The organism is Aquabacterium sp., assembly GCF_049317225.1.
In the GTDB taxonomy this organism is placed as follows: domain Bacteria; phylum Pseudomonadota; class Gammaproteobacteria; order Burkholderiales; family Burkholderiaceae_C; genus Aquabacterium.
In genome coordinates this window covers 1-23,152 of sequence record NZ_JBMOIR010000025.1, presented here as the reverse complement: position 1 = coordinate 23,152, position 23,152 = coordinate 1, and the positions used below count along the sequence as shown (strand labels likewise).

Annotated in this window: 18 protein-coding genes; 10 read left to right on the top strand and 8 right to left on the bottom strand. The window is 63.7% G+C overall.

Annotation, left to right across the window (positions count from 1 at the left end; genetic code table 11):
- Window positions 1–4 precede the first annotated feature (4 nt).
- Genes murD through ftsZ form a run of 8 tightly spaced genes read left to right on the top strand, consistent with a single transcriptional unit; the run spans window position 5 to window position 9,983 of the window.
- Window positions 5–1,801 carry a UDP-N-acetylmuramoyl-L-alanine--D-glutamate ligase gene (gene murD / locus ACOYNB_RS13075; RefSeq protein WP_422839460.1) on the top strand — a complete coding sequence of 599 codons (1,797 nt, stop codon included), beginning with the start codon at window positions 5–7 and terminating at the stop codon, window positions 1,799–1,801.
- On the top strand, window positions 1,798–3,072 hold the full coding sequence (gene ftsW, locus ACOYNB_RS13070) for a putative lipid II flippase FtsW (protein WP_422839459.1): 1,275 nt from the start codon (window positions 1,798–1,800) through the stop codon (window positions 3,070–3,072). The genes murD and ftsW overlap by 4 nt, the downstream gene beginning before the upstream one ends.
- Window positions 3,069–4,184, top strand: coding sequence for an undecaprenyldiphospho-muramoylpentapeptide beta-N-acetylglucosaminyltransferase (gene murG / locus ACOYNB_RS13065; protein ID WP_422839458.1), 1,116 nt, complete (start codon window positions 3,069–3,071; stop codon window positions 4,182–4,184). The genes ftsW and murG overlap by 4 nt, the downstream gene beginning before the upstream one ends.
- Window positions 4,181–5,590: a UDP-N-acetylmuramate--L-alanine ligase gene (murC, locus tag ACOYNB_RS13060; protein ID WP_422839457.1), complete on the top strand. Its 1,410-nt coding sequence runs from the start codon at window positions 4,181–4,183 to the stop codon at window positions 5,588–5,590. The genes murG and murC overlap by 4 nt, the downstream gene beginning before the upstream one ends.
- A gap of 2 nt (window positions 5,591–5,592) precedes the next feature.
- Entirely contained in the window at window positions 5,593–6,564 is a 972-nt protein-coding gene (locus ACOYNB_RS13055) for a D-alanine--D-alanine ligase (RefSeq protein ID WP_422839456.1), read from the top strand.
- A 24-nt stretch (window positions 6,565–6,588) separates the two neighbouring features.
- Window positions 6,589–7,428 carry a cell division protein FtsQ/DivIB gene (locus ACOYNB_RS13050; protein WP_422839455.1) on the top strand — a complete coding sequence of 280 codons (840 nt, stop codon included), beginning with the start codon at window positions 6,589–6,591 and terminating at the stop codon, window positions 7,426–7,428.
- 13 nt (window positions 7,429–7,441) lie between these two features.
- A complete protein-coding gene (gene ftsA, locus ACOYNB_RS13045) occupies window positions 7,442–8,671 on the top strand; it encodes a cell division protein FtsA (protein WP_374257505.1) in 1,230 nt (409 codons plus the stop codon).
- Window positions 8,672–8,729: 58 nt separating this feature from the next.
- A complete protein-coding gene (ftsZ, locus tag ACOYNB_RS13040) occupies window positions 8,730–9,983 on the top strand; it encodes a cell division protein FtsZ (RefSeq protein ID WP_422839454.1) in 1,254 nt (417 codons plus the stop codon).
- A 98-nt stretch (window positions 9,984–10,081) separates the two neighbouring features.
- Here the strand turns inward: ftsZ and ACOYNB_RS13035 are convergent, their stop codons facing one another.
- The 5 genes from ACOYNB_RS13035 to ACOYNB_RS13015 all read right to left on the bottom strand — a co-directional run bounded on the left by ACOYNB_RS13035 (window position 10,082) and on the right by ACOYNB_RS13015 (window position 17,917).
- Window positions 10,082–11,905 (bottom strand): long-chain-acyl-CoA synthetase, encoded by a 1,824-nt coding sequence (locus tag ACOYNB_RS13035; RefSeq protein ID WP_422839453.1) that lies wholly within the window; start codon window positions 11,903–11,905, stop codon window positions 10,082–10,084.
- 73 nt (window positions 11,906–11,978) lie between these two features.
- Window positions 11,979–13,208, bottom strand: coding sequence for a multifunctional CCA addition/repair protein (locus ACOYNB_RS13030; protein ID WP_422839452.1), 1,230 nt, complete (start codon window positions 13,206–13,208; stop codon window positions 11,979–11,981).
- Between the two features lie 42 nt (window positions 13,209–13,250).
- Entirely contained in the window at window positions 13,251–14,078 is an 828-nt protein-coding gene (rsmA, locus tag ACOYNB_RS13025; protein ID WP_422839451.1) for a 16S rRNA (adenine(1518)-N(6)/adenine(1519)-N(6))-dimethyltransferase RsmA, read from the bottom strand.
- Window positions 14,068–15,465 (bottom strand): peptidylprolyl isomerase, encoded by a 1,398-nt coding sequence (locus ACOYNB_RS13020; protein ID WP_422839450.1) that lies wholly within the window; start codon window positions 15,463–15,465, stop codon window positions 14,068–14,070. The genes rsmA and ACOYNB_RS13020 overlap by 11 nt, the downstream gene beginning before the upstream one ends.
- Window positions 15,458–17,917 (bottom strand): LPS-assembly protein LptD, encoded by a 2,460-nt coding sequence (locus tag ACOYNB_RS13015; protein ID WP_422839449.1) that lies wholly within the window; start codon window positions 17,915–17,917, stop codon window positions 15,458–15,460. Before ACOYNB_RS13015 ends, ACOYNB_RS13020 begins: the two co-directional genes overlap by 8 nt.
- Window positions 17,918–18,040: 123 nt before the next feature.
- Between ACOYNB_RS13015 and ACOYNB_RS13010 the strand changes: the two genes are divergently transcribed.
- Window positions 18,041–19,156 carry an aminoglycoside phosphotransferase family protein gene (locus tag ACOYNB_RS13010; protein WP_422839448.1) on the top strand — a complete coding sequence of 372 codons (1,116 nt, stop codon included), beginning with the start codon at window positions 18,041–18,043 and terminating at the stop codon, window positions 19,154–19,156.
- Window positions 19,157–19,225: 69 nt separating this feature from the next.
- Window positions 19,226–20,755 carry a DEAD/DEAH box helicase gene (locus ACOYNB_RS13005; RefSeq protein WP_422839447.1) on the top strand — a complete coding sequence of 510 codons (1,530 nt, stop codon included), beginning with the start codon at window positions 19,226–19,228 and terminating at the stop codon, window positions 20,753–20,755.
- 18 nt (window positions 20,756–20,773) lie between these two features.
- Here the strand turns inward: ACOYNB_RS13005 and ACOYNB_RS13000 are convergent, their stop codons facing one another.
- The 3 genes from ACOYNB_RS13000 to ACOYNB_RS12990 all read right to left on the bottom strand — a co-directional run.
- A complete protein-coding gene (locus tag ACOYNB_RS13000; protein WP_422839446.1) occupies window positions 20,774–21,583 on the bottom strand; it encodes a transglycosylase domain-containing protein in 810 nt (269 codons plus the stop codon).
- A gap of 18 nt (window positions 21,584–21,601) precedes the next feature.
- Entirely contained in the window at window positions 21,602–22,453 is an 852-nt protein-coding gene (gene aroE / locus ACOYNB_RS12995; RefSeq protein WP_422839445.1) for a shikimate dehydrogenase, read from the bottom strand.
- A gap of 15 nt (window positions 22,454–22,468) precedes the next feature.
- Window positions 22,469–23,152: energy transducer TonB (locus tag ACOYNB_RS12990; protein ID WP_422839444.1), on the bottom strand; the 684-nt coding region annotated here is incomplete at its 5' end.

Below are 23,152 nucleotides of genomic sequence, written 5' to 3'. Positions count from 1 at the left end.
CGCCATGCATGACCTTCACAACCTCACCGTGCTGATCCTGGGTCTGGGTGACTCGGGCTTGGCCATGGCACGCTGGTGTGCGCGCTGTGGGGCGCAGGTGCGCGTGGCCGACACACGGGCCCATCCGCCTCAGGCCGCCACCCTGGCCGCCGATGTGCCGTACGCCACACTGCATCACGGTCTGGATGTGGCCTTGCTTGAGGGGGTTAACCTGGTGCTGAAGAGCCCGGGTCTGATGCCCAATGCGCCTGATGTTGCCGCATTGACGGCTCAGGCTGACGCCTTGGGCATCCCTGTGCGCGGTGAGCTGGCCTTGTTTGCATCGGCGTTGGCCGACCTGAAGACCGATCTGGGCTATGCACCGAAGGTGGTGGCCATCACGGGCACGAATGGCAAAACGACCACCACGTCGCTGACCGCGCAACTGATTGAGCGTGCGGGACTGCGCGTGGGGCTCGCGGGCAACATCGGTCCGACATTGCTCGATACCTTGCGTGTGGCACTCGATGCGGAGCCCGTGCGTGAGGCGCATGAAGACGCGGCGCTCTTGCCGTGCGAAGCCGAGGGCATGGCGCCCGTCGTCACGGCAGCCGCTGTGTCACCTCTGACGGACGATGGCGAGTTGGCGGACGTGGCCGACGCCCCGCAGGGCGGTGAAGACGATGTGGCGCCCCAGGATGTCGCCGTGACGCTGGCCGACGATGCCGATGCCCCCTTGATTGAACTGGCTCCACCGCCGCCTGCTGCCCCCGTGTTCGAGGTGCTGCCCGATGCGTGGGTGCTGGAGCTGTCGAGCTTCCAGCTGGATGGTGTCAGCAACTTCGATCCCGACGCCTCGGTGGTGCTCAACATCACGCAGGATCACTTGGACTGGCATGGTTCGATGGCCGCTTATGCTGCAGCCAAGGCTCGCATCTATGGCAAGAACGCGGTGATGGTCATCAACCGTGACGATGCCGAGGTGGAAGCCATGGTGCCGCCACCCGAGGTGATCAAGTCTGGCGTGCGCGGCCGTCCGGCCAAACTGGTGCACCGCCGCGTGGTGCGTTTCGGGCTGGACGCACCGCGTCACCCGGGTGATTTCGGCTTGGTCACCGAGTCGGGCATGGCCTGGCTGGTGCGTGCCCGCGAAGCCGATCCCACCATCAAGCGCAAGAAGGGCGAGCCGGAAGAAGAGATCATCCTGCAGCGCCTGATGCCCGCCGATGCGCTGCGCATCCGTGGTCGTCACAATGCGTCGAACGCGCTGGCTGCGCTGGCTTTGGCCACCGCGATCGGCTGCCCCCTGGCGCCCATGCTGCACGGCTTGCGGGAATACCGCGGCGAGCCGCATCGCGTCGAACACGTGGCCACCGTGACGGGCATCGATGCCATCGACGACTCCAAGGGTACCAATGTGGGCGCGACGGTGGCCGCCTTGCTCGGTCTGGGTGCCGATCTGTCGCCCGGCAAGCTGGTGGTGATTTTGGGTGGCGACGGCAAGGGGCAGGACTTTGCGCCGCTGGCCGAACCCGTGAGCCGGTTTGCCCGCGCGGTGGCCTTGATTGGCCGCGACGCACAAGCCATTGGCGCCGTGCTGGCAGGGGTGACCACGCCTTCGGGTGACGCCCTGACACTGTGCGCACACGACAGTCTGGAAGGCGCCACCCGCTGGGCATTTGAACAGGCGCAAGCCGGGGATGCCGTGCTGTTGAGCCCGGCTTGCGCCAGCCTGGACATGTTCCGCAATTACGCTCATCGCGCCCAAGTGTTCGTGGACACCGTGCGCGAGCTGGCGATCGACCGTGGAGAAATGGCATGACCGATTCCCCCCGTCGTTCCTGGTTGTCGGCTGTGCTGAGTGCCGTGCGCGCTCGGCTCGGTCACGCCCAGGCCGAAGGGGTGGGCGTGTTGCCGGTCCGCGATTTCGTCAACGTGAACTCAGGGCAACCATCGCGGTTGATGGGGTTCGATCAGCCCTTGGTCTGGGTCACGCTGGCGCTTTTGCTGATGGGGCTGGTGATGGTCTATTCGGCGACGATCGCTTTGCCGGACAGCCCCCGGTTTGCCAATTACACACCGACCTTCTTCTTCCAGCGGCACATGATCGCCATTGCCATGGCAGTTGCTGTGGCGGCAGTGATGACACAGGTGCCGATGTCCAGTTGGGAGCGCATGGCGCCTTGGCTGTTTGTGGCCTCCCTCGTGCTGCTGGTGCTGGTGTTGATCCCGCACGTGGGCAAAGTCGTGTACGGCGCGCGGCGCTGGCTGCCACTGGGCTTCATGAACTTCCAGCCCTCTGAGCTGGCCAAGCTGGCCATCGTGCTGTATGCCTCCGACTACATGGTCCGCAAGATGGAAGTCAAAGAGCACTTCTTCCGTGCGGTGGCTCCCATGGCCGTTGCGGTCGGCGTGGTGGGGTTGCTTTTGCTGGCAGAGCCCGACATGGGCGCTTTCATGGTGATCGCCACGATTGCCATGGCGATTCTGTTTCTGGGTGGCGTCAATGGCCGGATGTTCTTCCTGATCACAGCGGTGCTGCTGGGCGCGTTCGTGCTGATGATCACCCTGAGCCCCTGGCGCCGCGAGCGCATCTTCGCCTACCTTGACCCCTGGTCTGAGCACAACGCACTGGGCAAGGCCTATCAGCTGACGCACTCGCTGATCGCGTTCGGCCGTGGCGAAATCTTTGGCGAAGGCCTGGGCTCCAGCCTGGAAAAGCTGCATTACCTGCCCGAAGCCCACACCGATTTTCTGCTGGCCGTGATTGGCGAAGAGCTGGGCTTCGTGGGCGTGGCCATCGTCATCCTGACCTTCTTCTGGCTGGTGGTACGTCTGTTCAACATTGGTCGGCAAGCCATTGCGCTGGACCGGGTGTTTTCGGGGCTGGTCGCGCAAGGCGTGGCGGTGTGGATGGGTGGTCAGAGCTTCATCAACATGGGCGTGAACCTGGGTGTGTTGCCCACGAAGGGCCTGACTTTGCCTTTGATGAGTTTTGGTGGATCCGGCGTGATGCTCAACTGCATTGCCCTGGCGATCTGCCTGCGAGTGGACATGGAAAACCGACAACTGATGCGAGGAGGTCGCGTATGAGCACCACACCTCGTCACCTCGTGATCATGGCTGCGGGTACGGGCGGGCACATCATGCCCGGTCTGGCTGTGGCCGAAGACATGAAGCGCCGTGGCTGGACCGTGAGTTGGCTGGGCACCGAGAACGGCATGGAAAACCGCCTGGTGCCGCCCGCCGGCATCGAGCTGGACAAGATCACCTTCTCAGGCCTGCGTGGCAAAGGCTTCAAGGGCGGCCTGCAAGGCGCGCTCAAGCTGGTCAAGAGCTTTGCCGAGTGCTTGTCCATCCTGCGCAAGCGCCAAGCCACGGCGGTGCTGGGCATGGGTGGCTATGTGTGTTTCCCCGGCGGGCTGATGGCCAAGCTGCGTGGGCTGCCGCTGATCATGGTCAATGCCGACGCCGCCTTGTTGCTGAGCAACAAGGCCCTGCTGCCCATCACCGATGTGCTGGCTTGCGGATTTGATGGTGCGGCTGCGCAGCGCAGCGTCGCACGCGTCACGGGCAACCCTGTGCGTGCCGAGATCGAAGCCATTGCGCCGCCCGATCAGCGTTTTGCCGACCGTGAAGGTCCGCTGCGCATCCTCGTGGTGGGGGGCAGTCTGGGCGCCAAAGCCTTGAACGATGCCGTGCCGCAAGCGCTGGCGCGTCTGACCGCGGACCAGCGTCCACGCATCACGCATCAGACGGGCATGGCCAACTTCGCCGAAGTGAAGGCAGACTACGTCAAGGCCGGGCTGGATCCGGCCAAGGACGCAGAAGTCCTGCCCTTCATCAACAACATGGCCAAGCGCCTGGCCGAGTGCGATGTCATCATCTGCCGCGCCGGGGCGATCACCGTCAGCGAACTGTGCGCGGCGGGGGTGCCCAGCATCCTGATTCCGCTGGTGGTTTCGACCACCGCTCATCAGCGCGACAACGCCGAGTACATGGATCAGCATGGTGCAGCCGTGCATCTGCCGCAGGCCGAGCTCAACGCCGAGTCGCTGGCTGCGCGTCTGCAAGCCATGAACCGGAATGACCTGCTGGTCATGGCTCGTCGGGCACGCAAGCTGGGTCGCTTGCAAGCCGCGGCCGCTGTGGCCGATGCCATCGAGCAACAGGTGCTGCCAGCATCCAAGGGAGCGTCGGCATGAAGCACGCGGTCAAGCGCATTCATTTCGTGGGCATCGGTGGGGCCGGCATGAGCGGCATCGCCGAAATCCTGCACAACCTGGGCTATGTCGTGTCGGGCTCTGATCAGGCGGACAGCGCGACCTCGCGTCGTCTGGCCTCGCTGGGCATCCAAGTGCATGTGGGTCATGACGCCGCACATATTGAAGGTGCGGAAGCGGTCGTGACCTCCACGGCCGTGAAGGGCGACAACCCGGAAGTCATCGCGGCACGCGCCAAGCGCATCCCGGTGGTGCCGCGTGCGGTGATGCTGGCCGAGTTGATGCGCCTGCGCAAGGGCATTGCCATCGCCGGAACCCATGGCAAGACTACGACCACCTCGCTCGTGACCGCCATCCTGACCGAAGCGGGCGTGGACCCCACCTTCGTGATCGGCGGCAAGCTGCACAGCGCCGGAGCCAACTCGGCCCTGGGCAAGGGTGAGTTCATCGTGGTGGAGGCCGACGAGTCGGATGCCTCCTTCCTGAACCTGATGCCCGTGTTGTCGGTGGTGACCAACATCGATGCCGACCACATGGACACCTATGGCCATGACTTTGCCAAGCTGAAGCAGGCCTTCATCGACTTCTTGCACCGCATGCCGTTTTACGGCTCGGCCATCCTGTGCGCAGACGATCCCGGTGTGCGCTCCATCATTCCGATGGTCTCGCGTCCGGTTATCACCTATGGGTTTGGTGAAGACGCGCAGGTGCGCGCCGTCAACGTCGAGGCCTTGCCTGGCGGTCAGATGCGCTTTGATGTGCAGCGTCGCAATGGCACCGTGATGCCCGACATCACCGTGACCCTGAACCTGCCGGGCGTGCACAACGTGCTCAACGCCCTGGCTGCGATTGCCGTCGCCACCGAGATCGAATTGCCCGATGAGCCCATCATCCGTGCGCTGGGTGCGTTCACGGGTGTGGGCCGTCGCTTCCAGCGTTATGGCGATCACGCGGCTGCAGATGGTGGCCGATTCACGCTGATCGACGACTACGGCCATCACCCTGTCGAGATGGCGGCTGTCATCAGCGCGGCGCGAGGCGCCTTCCCGGGCCAACGCCTGATGCTGGCCTTCCAACCGCACCGCTTCACCCGCACGCGCGACTGTTTTGAAGATTTCGTGAAGGTCCTGGGCACGGCCGATGCCGTGTTGCTGACCGAGGTCTACGCCGCAGGCGAGGCACCCATCGTGGCCGCCGATGGCCGCGCCCTGACCCGTGCAGTGCGCGTGTCGGGCAAGGTCGAACCCGTCTTTGTGGACGACGTGGCCGAGCTGCCTCAGGCCATTGCCGCCAACGCGCGAGGCGGCGATGTCGTCATCTGCATGGGTGCCGGCTCGATTGGTACCGTGGCCGCCAAGACCGCTGAACTGTTGAAGGACAAGAACTGATCATGAGCACCGTTTCCCTCAAGGCCCCTGCAGTGAATCCGGCCGACCTGGGCAAGGTGGCCGTGCTGTTTGGTGGTTCGTCTGCCGAGCGCGATGTGTCGTTGATGTCGGGCGCAGGCGTGCTCAAGGCCCTGCAATCGCAAGGCGTGAATGCCTTTGCTTTTGATCCAGCCGAGCGCCCGCTGCAAGAGCTGAAGGCCGAAGGCGTGGATCGCTGCTTCATCGCGCTGCACGGCCGTGGCGGGGAAGACGGCACGGTGCAAGGGGCCTTGGAACTGCTCAAGATCCCATACACCGGCTCGGGCGTCATGGCCTCGTCCATTGCCATGGACAAGATCATGACCAAGCGCATCTGGCGCTTTGAAGGCTTGCCCACTCCCGACTGGCGGATGGTGTCGAGCGCACATGAGTGCGAGCAGGCACTGGTGGCACTGGGCGCCCCCATGATCGTCAAGCCGGCGCGTGAAGGCTCGTCCATTGGTCTGACCAAGGTGACGGACGTGTCGCAGTGCGCCGCAGCCTACGCAGCGGCCGCGCAGCATGATCCGGAAGTGCTGTGCGAGCAGTTCATCGATGGCGAGGAAACCACGTGCCCTGTGCTGATTGTAGAGGGCCAGGCTCAGGCTCTGCCGGTGATCCGCATTCAGGCGCCGGACGGCAACTACGACTACCAGAACAAGTACTTCACCGACGACGTGCGCTACCTGTGCCCGAGCGGTCTGGATGCGGCCGAAGAGGCCGAAATCCAGCGCGAAGTCGTGCGCGCGTTCAAGACGCTGGGCTGCCGCGGTTGGGCCCGCGCCGACGTCATGATCCGCAAGAGCGACCGTCAACCCTTCCTGCTTGAGATCAACACCTCGCCCGGCATGACCAGCCACTCGCTGGTACCCATGTCGGCCAAGGTAGCGGGCTTGAGCTACGAACAACTGTGTGTGCACCTGCTGGCCGCTGCCAGCCTGGATGCACAAGCCTGAACCCACAAGGACTGAAAGCCCGCCATGCTGGCCGCCGCCGCCCTCAACCAATACCGCTCAACCAGCGAGGTGCCGCAAGACATCCGCTGGATGAACGCGGCCGCGCTCGCGCTGGTGGGGGTGGTGGTGTGCATGCTGATCGCGTCGGGCTTGTCCAAGCTGACCCGTCTGCCGTATTTCAACCTGCAGCGAGTGCAGCTGGAGGGCGACCTGTCACGCAACAACGTGGCCACCGTCCGTGCCAACATCGTGCCCCGCATGGATGGCGGCTTCTTCAGTGTCGACCTGAGCCGTGCGCGCGATGTGTTTGAGTCTGTGCCATGGGTTCGCAAGGCCGTGGTGCGCCGCGTGTGGCCCAACGAGTTGCGTGTGGTGCTCGAAGAGCATCGCCCGGCCGCCTACTGGCACCACGAGGACCGTGACGACCAACTGGTCAACACCTTTGGTGAAGTGTTCGATGCCAACCTGGGGGATGTCGAAGACGAGCACCTGCCCACGCTGGAGGCGCCGACCAATCCGGAGTCGCGTGACGCGGCGCTGATGCTCAACATGCTGCATCGCCTGACCCCGGTGCTCAAACCCCTGGGCGACATCGAAACCCTCAAGCTCACCGAGCGAGGCTCGTGGTCGGTTGTGCTGGACAACGACGCCGTCATCGAACTCGGCCGGGGGGGCGAAGAAGAGGTGCTGGTCCGCACGGCACGCTTCGTGCACACCTTGCCCCAATTGCAAAGGCAGTACGCAGCCCCGCTGTCGTACGCCGATCTTCGATATCCGGAAGGGTATGCCGTGAAGATGAGAGGTCTGACGACCTTGAATGTCCCCAACGGCAAATCCAAACCCACTCAGTCTTCAACCCGATAACGCAACACACACCATGGCCAAGGAATACAAGGATCTGGTCGTCGGACTCGACATCGGCACCGCCAAGGTGATGGCGGTCGTGGCCGAGGTCATGCCCGGTGGCGACCTGCGGATTGCCGGCCTGGGCATGGCGCCCAGCCACGGCCTCAAGCGCGGTGTGGTGGTCAACATCGACGCCACCGTGCAGTCCATTCAACAGGCCCTGAAAGAGGCCGAGTTGATGGCCGACTGCAAGATCAGCCGCGTGTGGACCGGCATCACCGGCAGCCACATCCGCGGTCAGAACAGCACGGGCATGGTCATCGTCCGGGACAAGGAGGTGGCGCCCATTGATGTGCAGCGTGTGGTGGAAACCGCAAAGGCCATCAACATCCCGAACGACCAAAGACTCTTGCTGGTTGAGCCTCAGGAGTTCATCATTGATGGACATGAGGTCAAAGAGCCGATTGGCATGAGCGGCGGTCGCCTGGAGGTCAAAGTCCACATCGTGACCGGTGCACAAAGTGCCGCGGAAAACATCGTGAAATGCGTGCGTCGTTGCGGCCTGGAAGCCGAGCAGTTGGTGCTCAATCCAAGCGCCTCCAGCGCCGCAGTCCTGACCGAAGACGAGAAGTCGCTGGGTGTGGCCCTCGTGGACATTGGGGCCGGGACGACCGATGTGTCCATCTTCACCGATGGCGCCGTGCGACACACCGCAGTGATCCCTATTGCCGGTGACCTGATCACCAGCGATATTGCGATGGCTTTGCGCACCCCGACCAAGGACGCAGAAGACATCAAGGTGGATTACGGCGTGGCCAAGCAATTGCTGGCTGATCCCAACGAACATGTCGAAGTGCCCGGTCTGGGTGATCGCGCACCGCGCATGCTCTCGCGTCAGGCTCTGGCCGGTGTGATCGAGCCGCGCGTCGAAGAGATTTTCTCGCTGGTTCACCAAGTGATCCGCGAATCCGGTTACGAGGAACTGTTGTCGTCGGGCATTGTCCTGACGGGTGGCTCAGCGGTCATGCCCGGCATGGTCGAACTGGCCGAAGACATTTTCCTCAAGCCCGTGCGCAAGGGGACGCCCTTGTACTCGGGCCCCCTCCACGACATGGTGGCCAGCCCTCGGTCGGCCACCGTCATGGGCTTGCTGGAAGAGGCAAGACTCGCGCGTACGCGCGGGATGAAAGCGGCGCAACAGGCAGGGTCGGTTCAGACCTTGTTCGGTCGTGTCCGCGATTGGTTTGTGGGCAATTTCTAAAAACCTGGACTTGGATCCAATTTCTACAGGCAACTGCTTAATAAGAGAGAGGTAAGACATGCCAATCGAGATGATCGAAAACTTCGACGCGGGCACTCAGATCAAGGTGATCGGCGTGGGCGGTGGCGGTGGTAACGCTGTCGAGCACATGATCTCCGAGGGGGTGCAAGGCGTGCAGTTCATCTGCGCCAACACCGATTCCCAGGCTCTGAACCGTTCCAGCGCCGAGGTCCACCTGCAACTGGGCAATTCCGGCCTGGGCGCTGGCGCCAAGCCTGAAGTGGGCAAGGCTGCTGCTGAAGAAGCCGAAAGCCAGATCCGCGAGTCCCTTGAGGGCGCGCACATGGTGTTCATCACCGCTGGCATGGGTGGTGGCACCGGCACAGGCGCTGCACCGGTCATCGCCAAGGTGGCCAAGGACATGGGCATCCTGACCGTGGGCGTGGTCACCAAGCCTTTCGAATTCGAAGGCAACCGCCGCACCAAGCAGGCTGATGCCGGCTTGGCCGAGCTGGAAGCCAATGTGGACTCGCTGATCGTGGTCCTCAACGAGAAGCTGCTGGAAGTGCTGGGCGACGACGTGACCCAGGAAGAAGCGTTCGGCAAGGCCAACGACGTGCTGAAGCACGCTGTGGGCGGCATCTCCGACATCATTCACATTCCCGGCCTGGTGAACGTGGACTTCCAGGACGTGAAGACCGTCATGAGCGAACCTGGCAAGGCCATGATGGGCACCGCCACCGCTGGCGGCCCTGACCGTGCCACCAAGGCTGCCGAGGCCGCTGTGGCTTGCCCGCTGCTGGAAGGCATCGACCTGTCGGGCGCGCGTGGCGTGCTGGTTCTGATCGCCGCCTCGAAGTCCACCTTCAAGCTGGCCGAGTCGCGTACCGTGATGAACCGCATTCGCCCTTACGCCGCCGAAGACGCTCACGTGATCTTTGGTACCGCGTATGACGAGAGCCTGGGCGACCAACTGCGTGTCACCGTGATCGCGACAGGCCTGGCTGGCGCCAAGCGCCAACAAGCACCGATGACCGTGGTGCACAGCGTGCCCGCGCAGCAAGTGTTTGCTCGCACCGGTACCGACAACATCCCCGTGTTGACCGATCCTGTTGCACAAGCTCACCCTGCGCATCAAGTGCCTGGTCTGACCATGGGTCGTGCCGGCGTCGGCAATGACTTCAGCGGCTTGAACACCCCCAGCGTGTGGCGCAGCGGTCGTACCCAAGCCGCCGCAAAGGTGGACGCACTGCAGAGCAACGGCATGGACGAGATCGAGATCCCTGCCTTCCTGCGTCGTCAGGCTGACTGATCTGTAGCAAGTCTCTCTCTACGTTGCCAAGTTTTCCCCCTGCGCCTTGCCCGGGCGCCGGGGGCTTTTGGCCCACCGGGTTTCCCTCCCGTGTGTGATCATTCGAACCGATGGGTGCCCTCGGACAAAGCCTGCCACCGCGCAGCTGTCATGGGGACGTAGCCCTCAGGACTCAGAACGAACAGGGCGTCGTTGATGACGCCAGGGTTGTAAGCCTCTCTCTTGAGTGCCACTTTGCTGTACTTGAATGTGACGGTGACATCTTGTTGGCCGCGCACACGCAAAAATAGGGGCACGGCATAGCGAGGTAGCTGTTGGCGCAACTGTTGAGCCAGTGCCGCTCCATCCAGTGACTTAGATTTCAGACTGATGGCCGCCATGCCCGCGCGCCCGTCTGCTCCGGGTACCTCTACGCCATACACCACCGCCTCCTCGATTTGCGGTAGGTGCGCTAGGACGCCCTCCACCTCGGTCGTTGCGACGTTTTCACCCTTCCAGCGGAACGTGTCGCCCAAGCGATCCACAAACTGAATGTGGTGCCAGCCCTGGTCTCGCACCAGATCGCCGGTGTTGAACCACGCGTCACCCTTGCTGAACACATCCCGCAAGATCTTGGCATCCGTGGATTTGCTGTCGGTATAGCCGTCCAGTGGCGCACGGTTGGTGATCTCCGTGAGCAGCAATCCGCTGCGTCCTTTGTCCACCCGCTGCATGTGCCCCTTGTCGCCCCGATGTGCTTGCTCCGTCTCCTGGTCGACCTCCACGACTGCGTAGGACAGGGGGCACAGTCCCGTGGTTTTGGGGAGCCCAAACACGTTGATGAAAGCCACATTGCATTCACTGGCGGTGTAGAACTCGGCAACATGCTCGATGCCGAATCGCTGGCTGAACGCGTCCCAAATCTCCGGGCGCAGGCCATTGCCGATCATGCGCTTGATCGAGTGGTTCCGGTCGCTTGCGGATGGAGGCTGGTTGAGCAGGTAGCGACACAACTCCCCGATGTAGCAAAACGCGGTGGCACGATGCCGCTGCACATCCGACCAGAAGCCTGATGCGCTGAACTTGCGCGCCAGGGCCAGGCAGGCGCCAGCGCCCATGGCGGCGCCCCAGGACACCGTGAGCGCGTTGTTGTGATAAAGCGGAAGGGGGCAATACAGCACGTCATCCGGGCGCAGTCGCAGGCCCAGTCCACCCAGGCCGGCCAGGCAGCGATGCCACCGGTAGTGCGACATCACCGATGCCTTGGGCAGCCCGGTTGTCCCAGATGTGAAGATGTGGAAGCAGGGCTGATGCAGTCGGATCAGGTCGGTGTGCGGGGGATTGTTTGTGGCAGCGTGTGACAACTGTGCGCGGGCATCAACCAGTCCGACAGGGGGTGTTGATTCGCCATCCCACCACCATTGCTCACACAAGGTGCCCCGTTCGTCCTCAGCAAGACTCATGAGTGCCGGCAAGCATTCCTGCCCAACGAGGGTGAGGCGAGGGCGGGTGATGCGCAAGCTGTGTGTCAGCGCCTCTCCCCTCTGCTGGTTGTTGATGAGCGTGGCGATGGCGCCCAATTTGACGATGCCGAGCACAAACACGAGCACTTCGGGCCGGTTGTCGAGCAAGATGCCCACCGAGTCTCCGCTGCGGATGCCGGCCGCGTCGAGCGCCCAGGCACATTGATTGGCCCATTCATTGAGTTCACGGTATGTCCATTGCCGCCCCTCGAAAGCCAGTGCAGGTCGATCCGGGAAGCGAGCGGCCTGATCGGCCAGCGTTTTGCCGATGGAGCCAATGCGATCAGGCTTGGTGAAGATCAGCCGAGCCAAGCCCTTGAGCGTGTGGGACAGGTCGCTTTGGACAAGTCGCCGAACGCCTTGCAGCAGGGGGCCCAGGCTGATGGTCGATGCATTGGAGGGGACGGAGGAAGAACTCATCCGTTCAGTCTAGGCCGCAGCGCCAACCACAAGTTGACCGAAAGCCAGGAATGAGGGAAAACCTAGGGAGAGATCAGGGCCCAGGCGGCAGGGCAGACAGGGCGTCCTCGCGCGCGCGCGCCACGGCTTGCCCAATGGCCGGACCTTTTTGGCCTGCAGCAATGGCCGCCGCAGAGACGCTCGCGGTGTCTACCGACAGCGCCAGGCGCAAGGCCTGCTGCAGACGTGCTCGCGGCGGGTAGGGACGGTCCTCAAAGCCAAGTCGTCCCCGCGCATCGCATTCGCAGGCGAGCAAGACTTCCTCAAAGCGTTGCGGCTTGCGGATGGCATCGCAGCGTTCGAGCAAACGCAGCACGGCGGCTGCATTCAGCTCGCCGCTGCGGTGGATGTTGCCGTGTTCCCGGGCGACCACATCGGCCAGTTCGCGGCAATCGTTGGGGATGCGCAGGCGATCGTTCAGCTTCTTGAGCAACTGTGCGCTGCGCCCTTCGTGCCCGATGTGTCGAGGCAGAACGTCTGCCGGCGTGGTGGCTTTGCCCAGGTCGTGCCCCAGGCAGGCGTAGCGCACCGTCAGCGGCGCTTGCAGGTGGGCGGCCATGTCCAGCACCATCATGAGGTGCACCCCCGTGTCGACTTCGGGGTGGTACTCCGCACGTTGGGGCACCCCCCACAAGGCATGGACTTCAGGGAGCAATCTGGCCAAGGCGCCACACGCACGCAGCACCTCAAACATGCGCGAGGGCTGTGCCTCCATCAGTCCCCGTGCGAGCTCTTGCCACACACGCTCGGGTACCAGGTGGTCGACTTCGCCGTCGGCCACCATTTGGCGCATCAGGGTCTGGGTGTCATCGGCCACGCTGAAGGTGTGAAAGCGTGCCGCAAAGCGGGCCAGACGCAGGATGCGCACCGGGTCCTCGGCAAACGAGGGCGACACGTGGCGCAGCACGCGCGCGGTCAGGTCCCGCTGGCCGCCGTGCGGGTCGATGAGTTGCCCGTCGGCCGCCTGCGCCATGGCGTTGATGGTCAGGTCACGGCGGATCAGGTCCTCTTCCAGCGTGACGTCGGGCGAGGCGTAAATCTGAAAGCCATGGTAGCCATGGCCGCTTTTGCGCTCGGTGCGCGCCAGCGCGTATTCTTCACCGGTCTGTGGGTGAAGAAAGACAGGAAAGTCTTTGCCGACCGGGCGGTAGCCGGCAGCCACCATCGCCTCGGGCGTGCTGCCCACGACGACCCAGTCCCGGTCGCTGCCACGGATGCCCAGCAGGCCGTCACGTACGGCCCCGCCAACAAGGTAGATCTGCATGGGGCTCAGTGTAGCGAGCGCGGCGTCAGGGCGCAGCGTGGATCAGGCCGCCTTCACCATCGCGGCCAGCGCGACGTATTCCGCCACGGGCACTTCTTCGGCGCGGCGTTGCAGATCGAAGTCGGTGCTCAGGCCGTGCTCTGTGATCCAGGCGCCCAGCGTGTGGCGCAAGATCTTGCGGCGCTGCGAGAAGGCCACGGCCACCATCTTTTCAAACACGGCCAGGTCCACCTGCGGCGGATTGGGCAGGGGCACCATGCGCACCACGGCCGAGTCCACTTTGGGCGGCGGGTCGAACGATTCAGGCGGCACGGCCACGACGTTTTCCATGTCGTAGCGCCATTGCAGCATCACGCTCAAGCGGCTGTAGTCCTTGTTGCCGGGCGAGGCCACCATGCGGTCCACCACTTCCTTTTGCAGCATGAAGTGCTGGTCGAGCACGTGGTCGGCAACGGGCAGCAGGTGAAAAAGGATGGGGCTGGAGATGTTGTAGGGCAGATTGCCGATGAGGCGCAGCTTCTGGCCCGCATCGGTGGCGAGTTGCGCGAAGTCCACCTTGAGGACATCGGACTCGATCACGTTGAGCTCGCTGCGCTTGCGCAGGCGTGCAGCCAGATCGCGGTCGAGCTCGACCACGGTCAGGCGCTCGCTGCGTTCAACTACCGGATTGGTCAGCGCCCCGAGGCCGGGGCCAATCTCGACAAGGGATTCGCCGGGACGTGGTGCAATCGCGCGCACGATCTCGTCAATGACCCCGTGGTCGACCAGGAAGTTCTGGCCAAAACGTTTGCGAGCGACGTGGCCGCCGCCACCTTGGACCGGGCGTTTGCCGCCCGGGCGAGCGGGCTTCTTGCGAGGATCAAGGCTCATCGCGCATCTCGATCCAGGCTGCCGCACGCAGCTCGCGTGCCCACTCTTCGTAGGTGCCCTCAAAACGGCGCTCACGCAGGACGGCACGAGCGGCTTCGCGCTTTTGCTCGTCGCTGAGTTGCACCTCGCGCCGTTCGATCAACTGGATCAGGTGGACGCCATAACGGCTGACCATCGGCTCAGAGATCTGGCCGGGTTGCAGCGTCAGCAGCACCTTTTCGAATTCCGGCACGAATTGGCCTGGAGAAGCCCAGCCCAGATCGCCGCCACGTGCGCCGCTGCCGTCCTCGGAGTACTGGCGTGCCATCTGCGCAAAGCTGGCTTGACCACCGACGATTTGTTTGCGGATGTCGGCCATGCGCGCCAGTTGGTCCTGGGTGCTGGTTTGGGGCGTGGTGCGCAGCAGGATGTGACGGGCACGCTGCTGGGTATAGGTGGCTTGCGCGCTGTCTTCGCGTTCCAGCACCTTGACGATGTGGAAGCCGGCGTTGGAGCGCACGATGGGGGCGATGCCACCCACCTTCAGACCGTCTACGGCCTTCACGAAGATGTCGGGCAGGCGAGAGACGGGACGCATGCCGACGCCGCCACCTTGGTCGCGGGTGCCGGGATCGTCAGAGTTGTCCTTCACCAGTTGGGTGAAGTTCACGCCGCGAGAGGCTTTCTCATGCAGGTCCTGTGCCTTGGCCAGCAACGCGGCCACCTGCTTTTGTGTGGCCTTTTCAGGGACCGCGACCAGGATGTGTGCCAAGTTGAGCTGTACCTCGTTCTTGGCTGCAGGGTCGCTGGCGATGAACGCGTCAATGTCGGCGTCGGTGACCTGGATGCGACCGTTGACTTCGCGATCACGCAGACGTTGCAGCAGGATTTGCTCGCGCAGGCTGGTGCGGTAGCGTCCGAAATCCAGGCCGTCAGCTTGCATTCGCTGGCGCAACTCGGCCAGAGTCAGCTGGTTTTGTGCCGCGATGTTTTCGATGGCCGTGTCGACTTCGGCGTCAGAGACCGCCATGCCCAGGGTGCGGGCCTGAGAGACTTGCACCTTTTCATCAATCAACGCATCCAGCACTTGCTGGCGCAATTCATCGGGCGGCGGCAGGCGGGTGCCGGCTGGCGCAGTTTCCTGGATGCGGCTGATGCGCTTTTCGACATCCGTGTGGGTGATCAACTCCTGGTTGACAACCGCGACGATGTAATCCGAGGTGATCTGCATGCCCTCGATCTTCAGCTCGGTGCTGAGGTTGCCCACGACTGGAATGCGTGGGTTGACCGTGGGGGCATCTTTGCTGCGCAGTTGTGCCCAGGCCGGCGTCAGGCTGCCGAGCACCAGGCTCAGGCACAGGCCATGCACCAGGGGGCGCATGCGGGGCATCGAGAAAAGATCAATCATCTTCAGGGAATGGCGAGGTGCGGTTGACCACAGGCATGCTGCTGTCGCGCAGCAGTTTGTAGCCTGGGATATTGTCCTTCAATGTGCGCAGGGGGTTGGAGCCCAGCGCAAGGCGTGACAGGCCGATCAGTTCCAGCTGGAACATCAGGCGGCTGGTGGCTTTGGTTTGACCCACGGCGACCCGTTCCAGCACGAAGCGGCCAATCCAGCAGCCCGCGTCGTATTCGACACCGGCCAGTGTGTTGATCAGGCGTTCGTCGCGCAGACTGTAGGTCAGGCGGCCCACGCTGTACCAGGCTCCGCCGCAACTGTTGGCGGCAGGGGCTGCTTTTTGCGCAGACGCATTCAGGTCGGGCGACGAGGCCAGATTCATCATCTGCTGCACGTCCGGGGCACGTCCTGCGAACGGCCATTGCCAGCCCAGTTCGATCTGCTCGCTGCTGTCGCGGGTATAGCGATAGGTGGCGCCGATGGTGCGCCACGCACCTGGCGAGTAGCGCACCCCGATCGTGGCCTGCTGCATGTGGTGGTTTTGCGCACCCAGCTGCGTGGTGCCGTCCATGTACCAGTTGGGCACCACTGAGGTGGAGCCCAGCAAAAGCATGTCGGACAGGCGCTGGGTGATGGGCTCGGTGCCGTTGGGGTTGATGCGCTGGTCCGAGAGCAGCAGCTTCTGGATCACCCCCAGGCGCAGGGCTTCGGCGCCGGTGCGGGCGTCGAGCATGCGGGTCGTGGCACCCAGTGTGACCTGGTTGGCGTCGGACACGCGATCCACACCGGTGAAGGCGTTTTCGCTGTAGATGGCGTACTGGTTGAAGTCGCGTGGCGCGCTGTCAAACAGGGGCAGGATACTTTGGTTCTTGTACGGCGTGCGCACGTACTGGATGCGTGGTTCCAGCGTCTGGATCAGGTCGCGGTCAAACAGGTTGACGTTGCGTTCGAAGGCCATGCTGGCATCCAGACTGAAAGTCGGGATGGTGCGGCTTGCGGATTTGCTGCCGTTGCTCAGTGATTGGTCCAGATCGTAGTGAACCGATTGGGCCGACAGCGCGGGCGTCAAGGTCAGGCCACCCAGTTCGAACATGCGCGAGATGCGGCCTGAGGCGTGCACGCGGTTGCCCGAGACTTTGTCCTGATCTGCATTGGTGAACCGGTTGAATTCGCCTTGCAGTTGCCAGATCAGCCCACGGTCATTGCCGCTGCGGCTCATCACGCCCAGTTGCGGGGTGCGACGGTAGGGCGTGTCGATGCTGCTGAGTGTCGGGTCGCTGGGGGGCGCCAGATCTTTGAGCGTTTGCCAGGTCTGGACAGCGCCGTACAGCGTGGTCTGGCTGTCGCCCAGGCCCCAGTTGCGTTCATTGAGGACACGCTCAATGCGTGCGTTGCTGTCGTACAGGCGCGGCGTCTTGGAGGGCAGGTCGTGCGAGAAGTCTTTCCAGTAGTCGTCGTCAGACACCCTGGAAATATGCAGCGAATAACTGGTTTCGGACAGCGTGCCTTGACGCAAGGAGCCTTTGTGACTGATGTCCACCATGCCGCGCGAGCGGCCTGCCACGCGGTCATCCGGCAAGCCGAACAGGTTGATGGTGCCGGCGTCGTGCTCGGCCAGATAGCGGTACTCGAGGTCCAAGCCCACGCCGCGGCGGCTCGACAGCGTGGGGGCAATCGTGGCGTCCTGATCGGGCGAAATGTTCCAGTAATAAGGCTGGGCAAATTCGAAACCGCTCTTGCTGTCGAAGTAGAAGCTCGGCGGCAGCAGGCCAGATTTCCGGGCGTCGCTCAAGGGGAAAGTCAGCGACGGGGCGGCCAGGATGGGCACGCCTTTGAACCACACGACGGCATTCTTGGCCCGCCCTTCGTTGGCGGCGAAGTCCATGTCGACTTCGGTGGTGCGCAGTGACCAGTCGGGCTCACCGGGTTGGCCGTCCGCTGTGTTCTCGGGTGTGCAGCTGCTGTAACTGGTGTTGGTGGCACGAAGGCGGTTCTCGCCCAGGAATTCCACCAGATCGGCACGACCGCCTGCCTGGGTCCGCGCGAACCAGAACTGCGGACGAATGAACTGGCCTTCCAGTCGATCCAGCTGCATGAACAACTCGGGGCCGACGAAGATGTTGCCCTGGCGCGTGATGCGGACGTGGCCCAGCGCGCGTGCCGTGTTGTCGCCCTGCGTGTGGGTCAACTCATCGGCCTTGAGTGTCAGATCGCCTTGTTGCAGCTTCACCTTGCCAGTGGCGCGGGTGCGCTCGCCGGCTTCACCCTCCAGGTGGTCTGCTTCAAAATAAATGGGCTGTTCGCCAGCTTTGCCTCCTGTGACGACGCCTGGCAGCGCGAATGGGGCAGTGCCCTGGGCGTGGGCCGGCGTAGGCGTCCAGGCCAGTTGACTGACCAAGAAGCCAGCGGCCAAAGCGACAGGTGTCCAGCGGGCGTTGAGGCAGAAAAGTGTGCGGGCCAAGGGTCGGGTCACGGTGAGTTTTTTTGCGGCGCAGAGAAGGCTCAGGCTCCGCCTGCGCCACCACGAGCCGGCCTTGCCTAAAATCGACGCATTATTTCATGTTGCCCGCCTGCGGGATCATCCATGTCCGACGTGTCGACCGCTTCTGTTCCAGATTCTTCTCAGCCTAACCTGAATTCGGCCATTCATTGGACCGATCCGGCTCGCCAGGCCGCTTTTGCCGCCTGGTGGCAGGATCAGGCTGCCCGCCATGGCTTGCAGCCGGAGACGGTGCGCTCGGCCAGCGCCGATGCCAGCTTCCGTCGCTACTTCCGGGTGGATGGCGCGCAAGGCTCGCTCATCATCATGGATGCCCCGCCCGCACAGGAAGATTGCAAACCCTTTGTGCAGGTGGCGCGCTTGCTGGAGGCCGGCCAGGTGGGGGTGCCGCACATCCTGGAATGGGATGAAGTGCAGGGCTTCATGCTGCTGTCGGATCTGGGGGCGCACACGCTGCTGTCCACGCTGACGCCGGATCAGCCCTATGCGACGGGCAACCGCGCGCGCTACAACGAAGCGCTGGACGAGCTGGTGCGCATCCAGAAGATCCCCGCTGCCGAACAGCTCAAGCCCTATGACGACGCCTTGCTGCAGCGCGAAATGGACTTGCTGCCCGAGTGGTATCTGACGAAGTTGCGCGGACTGACCCTGACGCCCGATCAGCAAACCATGCTCAGCAACGCGTTTGCGCTGATCAAGTCCAAGGTCCTGTCGCAGCCCAGCGTGCTGGTGCACCGCGACTACCACTCGCGCAACCTGATGGCCCATCCGGCCGACCCCAAGGCCCGCCTCGGTGTGATCGACTTCCAGGATGCGGTCTGGGGCCCCATCACTTATGACCTCGTGTCCCTGCTGCGCGATGCCTATGTGATGTGGGATGAGGATGTGCAGATCGATTACGCCGTGCGTTTCTGGGAAAAGGCGCGCAAGGCTGGATTACCGGTGCCGGAGGACTTTGGCGATTTCTGGCGTGACTTTGAGTGGATGGGGCTGCAACGTCACCTGAAGGTGCTGGGCATTTTTGCGCGACTGGCCCTGCGCGATGGCAAGCAGCAGTACCTGGATGACATCCCCCGTGTGTGGACCTATGCCCACCGTGTGTGCGCACGCTACCAGGGGCTGGGGCCGCTGTCGCGTCTGCTGGAGCAGGCTGAGGCGGCCAATGGCGGGGCACAAACCCAGGTCGGGTACACCTTCTGAGTCTTTCTGCCTTGTTTCTGGGGGAAAAACTGCGCAAAAAAGCGGCAACAAGCGGATAATCCGGCCCTGATGAATTCAATTACCCCCTCTGCGGCCGACGCCGCTGATGCCGCCGGCCAGAGCGCCGCGGCTCCCGAAGCGCCTGCTCGTTTCGACACACTTCCCCTCGACGCCAAGCTCCTGCGTGCCATCGAGGTGCAGGGCTATGCCCACATGACGCCCATCCAGGCCAAGGCCATTCCGGTCGTGCTGGCCGGGCGAGATGTGATGGGGGCGGCGCAGACCGGTACCGGTAAAACCGCCGCTTTCTCGATTCCCTTGCTTCAGAAGATGCTGAAGCACGAAAACGCCAGCATGTCGCCGGCCCGTCACCCGGTGCGTGCCGTGGTGCTGGCGCCCACACGTGAGTTGGCCGATCAGGTCGCCAACAATGTCAAGGCCTATGCCAAGCAGACCAATCTGCGCGTGGCCGTGGTGTTTGGGGGCATGGACATGAAGCCCCAGACCGCCGAGCTGAAAGGCGGGGTGGAAGTCCTGATCGCTACGCCAGGCCGTCTGCTGGACCACATCGAAGCCAAGAACTGCAACCTGTCGCAAGTCGAGTATGTGGTGCTGGACGAAGCCGACCGCATGCTGGACATCGGCTTCCTGCCTGACCTGCAACGCATTCTGAGCTACCTGCCCAAGCAGCGCCAGACCCTGCTGTTCTCGGCCACGTTCTCGCCCGAGATCAAGAAGCTGGCCGGCAGCTACCTGCAAGACCCGGTGCTGGTGGAGGTGGCGCGTCCCAACGCCACGGCCTCGACCGTGGAGCAGCGCTTCTACAAGGTTGACGAAGACGACAAGCGTGCCGTGATCCGTCAGATCATCCGTGATCGCGACATCAAGCAGTGCATCGTGTTCGTCAATTCCAAGCTGGGTGCCAGCCGCCTGGCGCGTGCGTTCGAGCGCGATGGCCTGAAGACCGCGGCCCTGCACGGCGACAAGTCGCAAGACGAGCGCCTGAAGTCACTGGAAGCCTTCAAGAAGGGCGAAGTGGAAGTGCTGGTGGCCACCGATGTGGCGGCACGCGGCATCGACATCGCGGCACTGCCCGCAGTGTTCAACTTCGACATTCCCTTCAACGCGGAAGACTATGTGCACCGCATTGGCCGGACCGGCCGCGCGGGCGCCAGTGGTTTGGCTGTGTCGCTGGTGACGGGCCATGACGGCAAGCTGATGGGCGACATTGAAAAGCTCATCAAGAAAAAGCCCGACGTGGAGCCCTTCGAGCTGGAGCGCCGCTATGGCCGCAGCGATCGGGGTGATCGTGGGGAGCGCAGCGATGGCTACCGCCGCGAGCGTCGCCAGGACGACGACCGCCCGAGCGAGGGTGGTGCGCCGCGCGCGTACGCGCCGGTGCGTCGCCAGGCTCCGGTGGATCCCTTCTTTGACAAGCCTTACGAGGCTGACTTGTCGGCCGAGCCCGCAGATTGGGACAAGAAAGAGGCCGCACCGATGCCCTCATCGCAAGGCGCGGGTCTGTCTCGCTTCATCAAGCCCAAGCGCAAGGTCGCAACCTTGCTGGGCGGCACCGGGACAGCTTCGTCCCGTCGCTGAGAGGCGATGGGCTGCCCGTCAGGGCAGCTCGACGGCCCCCATGCGGGCCGCAATGACCGCCGAGCGGCTCTGGATGTAGCCTGATCCGGGCTGTTTTTCAAACCGCTTCGGGGCCGGCAGCATGACGGCCAGGCGCGCTGCCTGGATGCCGCTCAGCTGCGCCGCATCCACGTGGAAGTAATGCTGGGCGGCCGCTTGGGCGCCGAACACACCTTCGCCCCACTCCACGTTGTTGAGGTAGATGTCCAGGATGCGTTCCTTGCTCAACAGGCCTTCCAGCATGAAGGTGATGGCAAATTCCTGACCCTTGCGCAGCAGGCTGCGCTCACTGCTCAGAAACAGGTTCTTGGCCAGTTGCTGAGTGATGGTGGAGCCGCCAATGATCTTGGGCGTGGCTGGGGTGACCGAGGGGGGCGGTGGCGGCGTGCGTCCGCGCTTCTTGGCCCGTTCTACGGCGCGTTCGTACCGGGCCTGAATGGCCGCCTGCGCTTTTTGCGCCCGCTCCTTGGCCTGGCTGTTCTTGCGCCAGGCGTTTTCCAGCGCGTCCCACTCAACGCCGGGGTGATCTACAAAGTTGGCATCTTCTGAGGCGATCACCGCGCGCCTCAGGTTGTTGGCGATGTCGCCATCGTCTCGCCAGGATTGGCTCCAGGCAAGTTGCCCCTGCTCGCCTACGATCCGTCGGATTTCGCTGCGCTGGAACGCCGTGGATTGCGGAGCGAGCACCGTCATCGCGGCGATGCGCAGCAGAAAGTACAACTGCAAGCTTACGCCGCTCAGGATGAGCAGCACGAGGAGGCGCCAGAAGGTGCGCTTGGACAACATCATGGGGAGCACCAGCGTCGGTCAGTGGGGCTGAGAGCCGTCCACCAGCGCACGCATGTGGGCCAGCACGGGGGCGGTGTCAGGGCGAACGCCGCGCCACAGCGCGAAGCTCTCGGCGGCTTGCTCCACCAGCATGCCCAGACCATCGCGGCCGATGGCGCCATGGGCGCGAGCCCAATCCAGGAAGGCTTGTGCGGCGGGGCCGTACATCATGTCCAGGGCCAGGCACCCTGGTTTTAGCACCTCGGCGCCGACCGGGATGCCACAGCCAGACAGGCTGGCGGCGGTCCCGTTGATGAAGACATCAAAGGCGGTGCCGGGCAGATCCAGTCCGCGTGCCAGCAGGGTGACGCCGTGCTGCGCAGCCCAGTCGGCGTGACGCTGCACCAGCTCCGCTGCTTTGGCCACGGTGCGGTTGGCCACCACGATTTCAGCGGGACACGCTTCGATCAGGGGGCCCAGTACGCCGGCGCTGGCGCCACCGGCACCCAGCAGCAGCACGCGTTGTCCTGCCAGTGGCACGCCTGCGTTGACCGTGATGTCGCGCACCAGGCCCACGCCGTCGGTGTTGTCGGCCAGCCAGCCCTCGGCGTCAAAACGCAAGGTGTTGGCCGCCTGAGCCAGTTCGGCGCGCGGGGTGCGGTGGGTGGCCAACTCAAAGGCTTCGAACTTGAAGGGCACCGTGACGTTGCAGCCCTTGGCGCCTTGCTCGGCAAAGGCGCGAATGTGCGGCTTGAAGGCGTCCAGCGGGCACAGCAGACGACCGTAGTCAACCGACTGGCCGGTTTGCTGGGCGAATTGGGCGTGGATGAGGGGCGAGCGGCTGTGTTCAACCGGGTTGCCCGCGACGGCGTAGCGGTCCGCGGTGGTCATGTCAGTGCACATCAATCAGGGCTTGGGCTGGGCAGACAACGGCACTTCGGTGGAAGTGGTGGCTTCCATGCCTGCTTCTCGGGTGAAGCGGAATCTGGACGAAATCAGCAGCAGGTCTCGGCCGGCCATCACCTCGGTCGGGACGCCGCCAAAGGGCCCGGCCAGCATCACGATGGCGCGCGCCCGCTTGTCGAGCAGCTTGTTGCCGGAGCTGCGGGTGATGATGGCGTCAACGACCTTGCCCTGACGGTTCAGCCATGTTTCCATGACGAGCTCGCCGTAGAGCTTTTGGCCGTTGACGATGGGGAAGTGCTCGGTGCCAGCGCGCTCCACGCGGGTGCGGAAGGCACTGTAGTACAGCGCATCGGCCGATTTCATGGTGGCCGGGCTGAGGTAGCGCTTCTTGGGGCGGGCGTTTTCTTCGTTGATGCGCTTTTCGATTTCGGCCAGCAGCTTGGTCAGTTGGCGGCGGTGTTCTTCTTCGGCCCGTGCCTGGGCGGTCTCAGCCTTGTCACGCGGTTGCGGTGGCGGCAGCGCGGCCAGTTCATGGCGGATCATGGCCAGCAGATGCTGCTGCTCTTTTTGCATCTGCTCGATCATGCGCGCTGTTTGCTCGATCGAGTCCCCGGTTTCGCTGTCCTGCGAGGGGGGGAGGGGCGAGGTGGCGCGCCCGGCCTTGGCTTCGCCGCCACCGGTGAG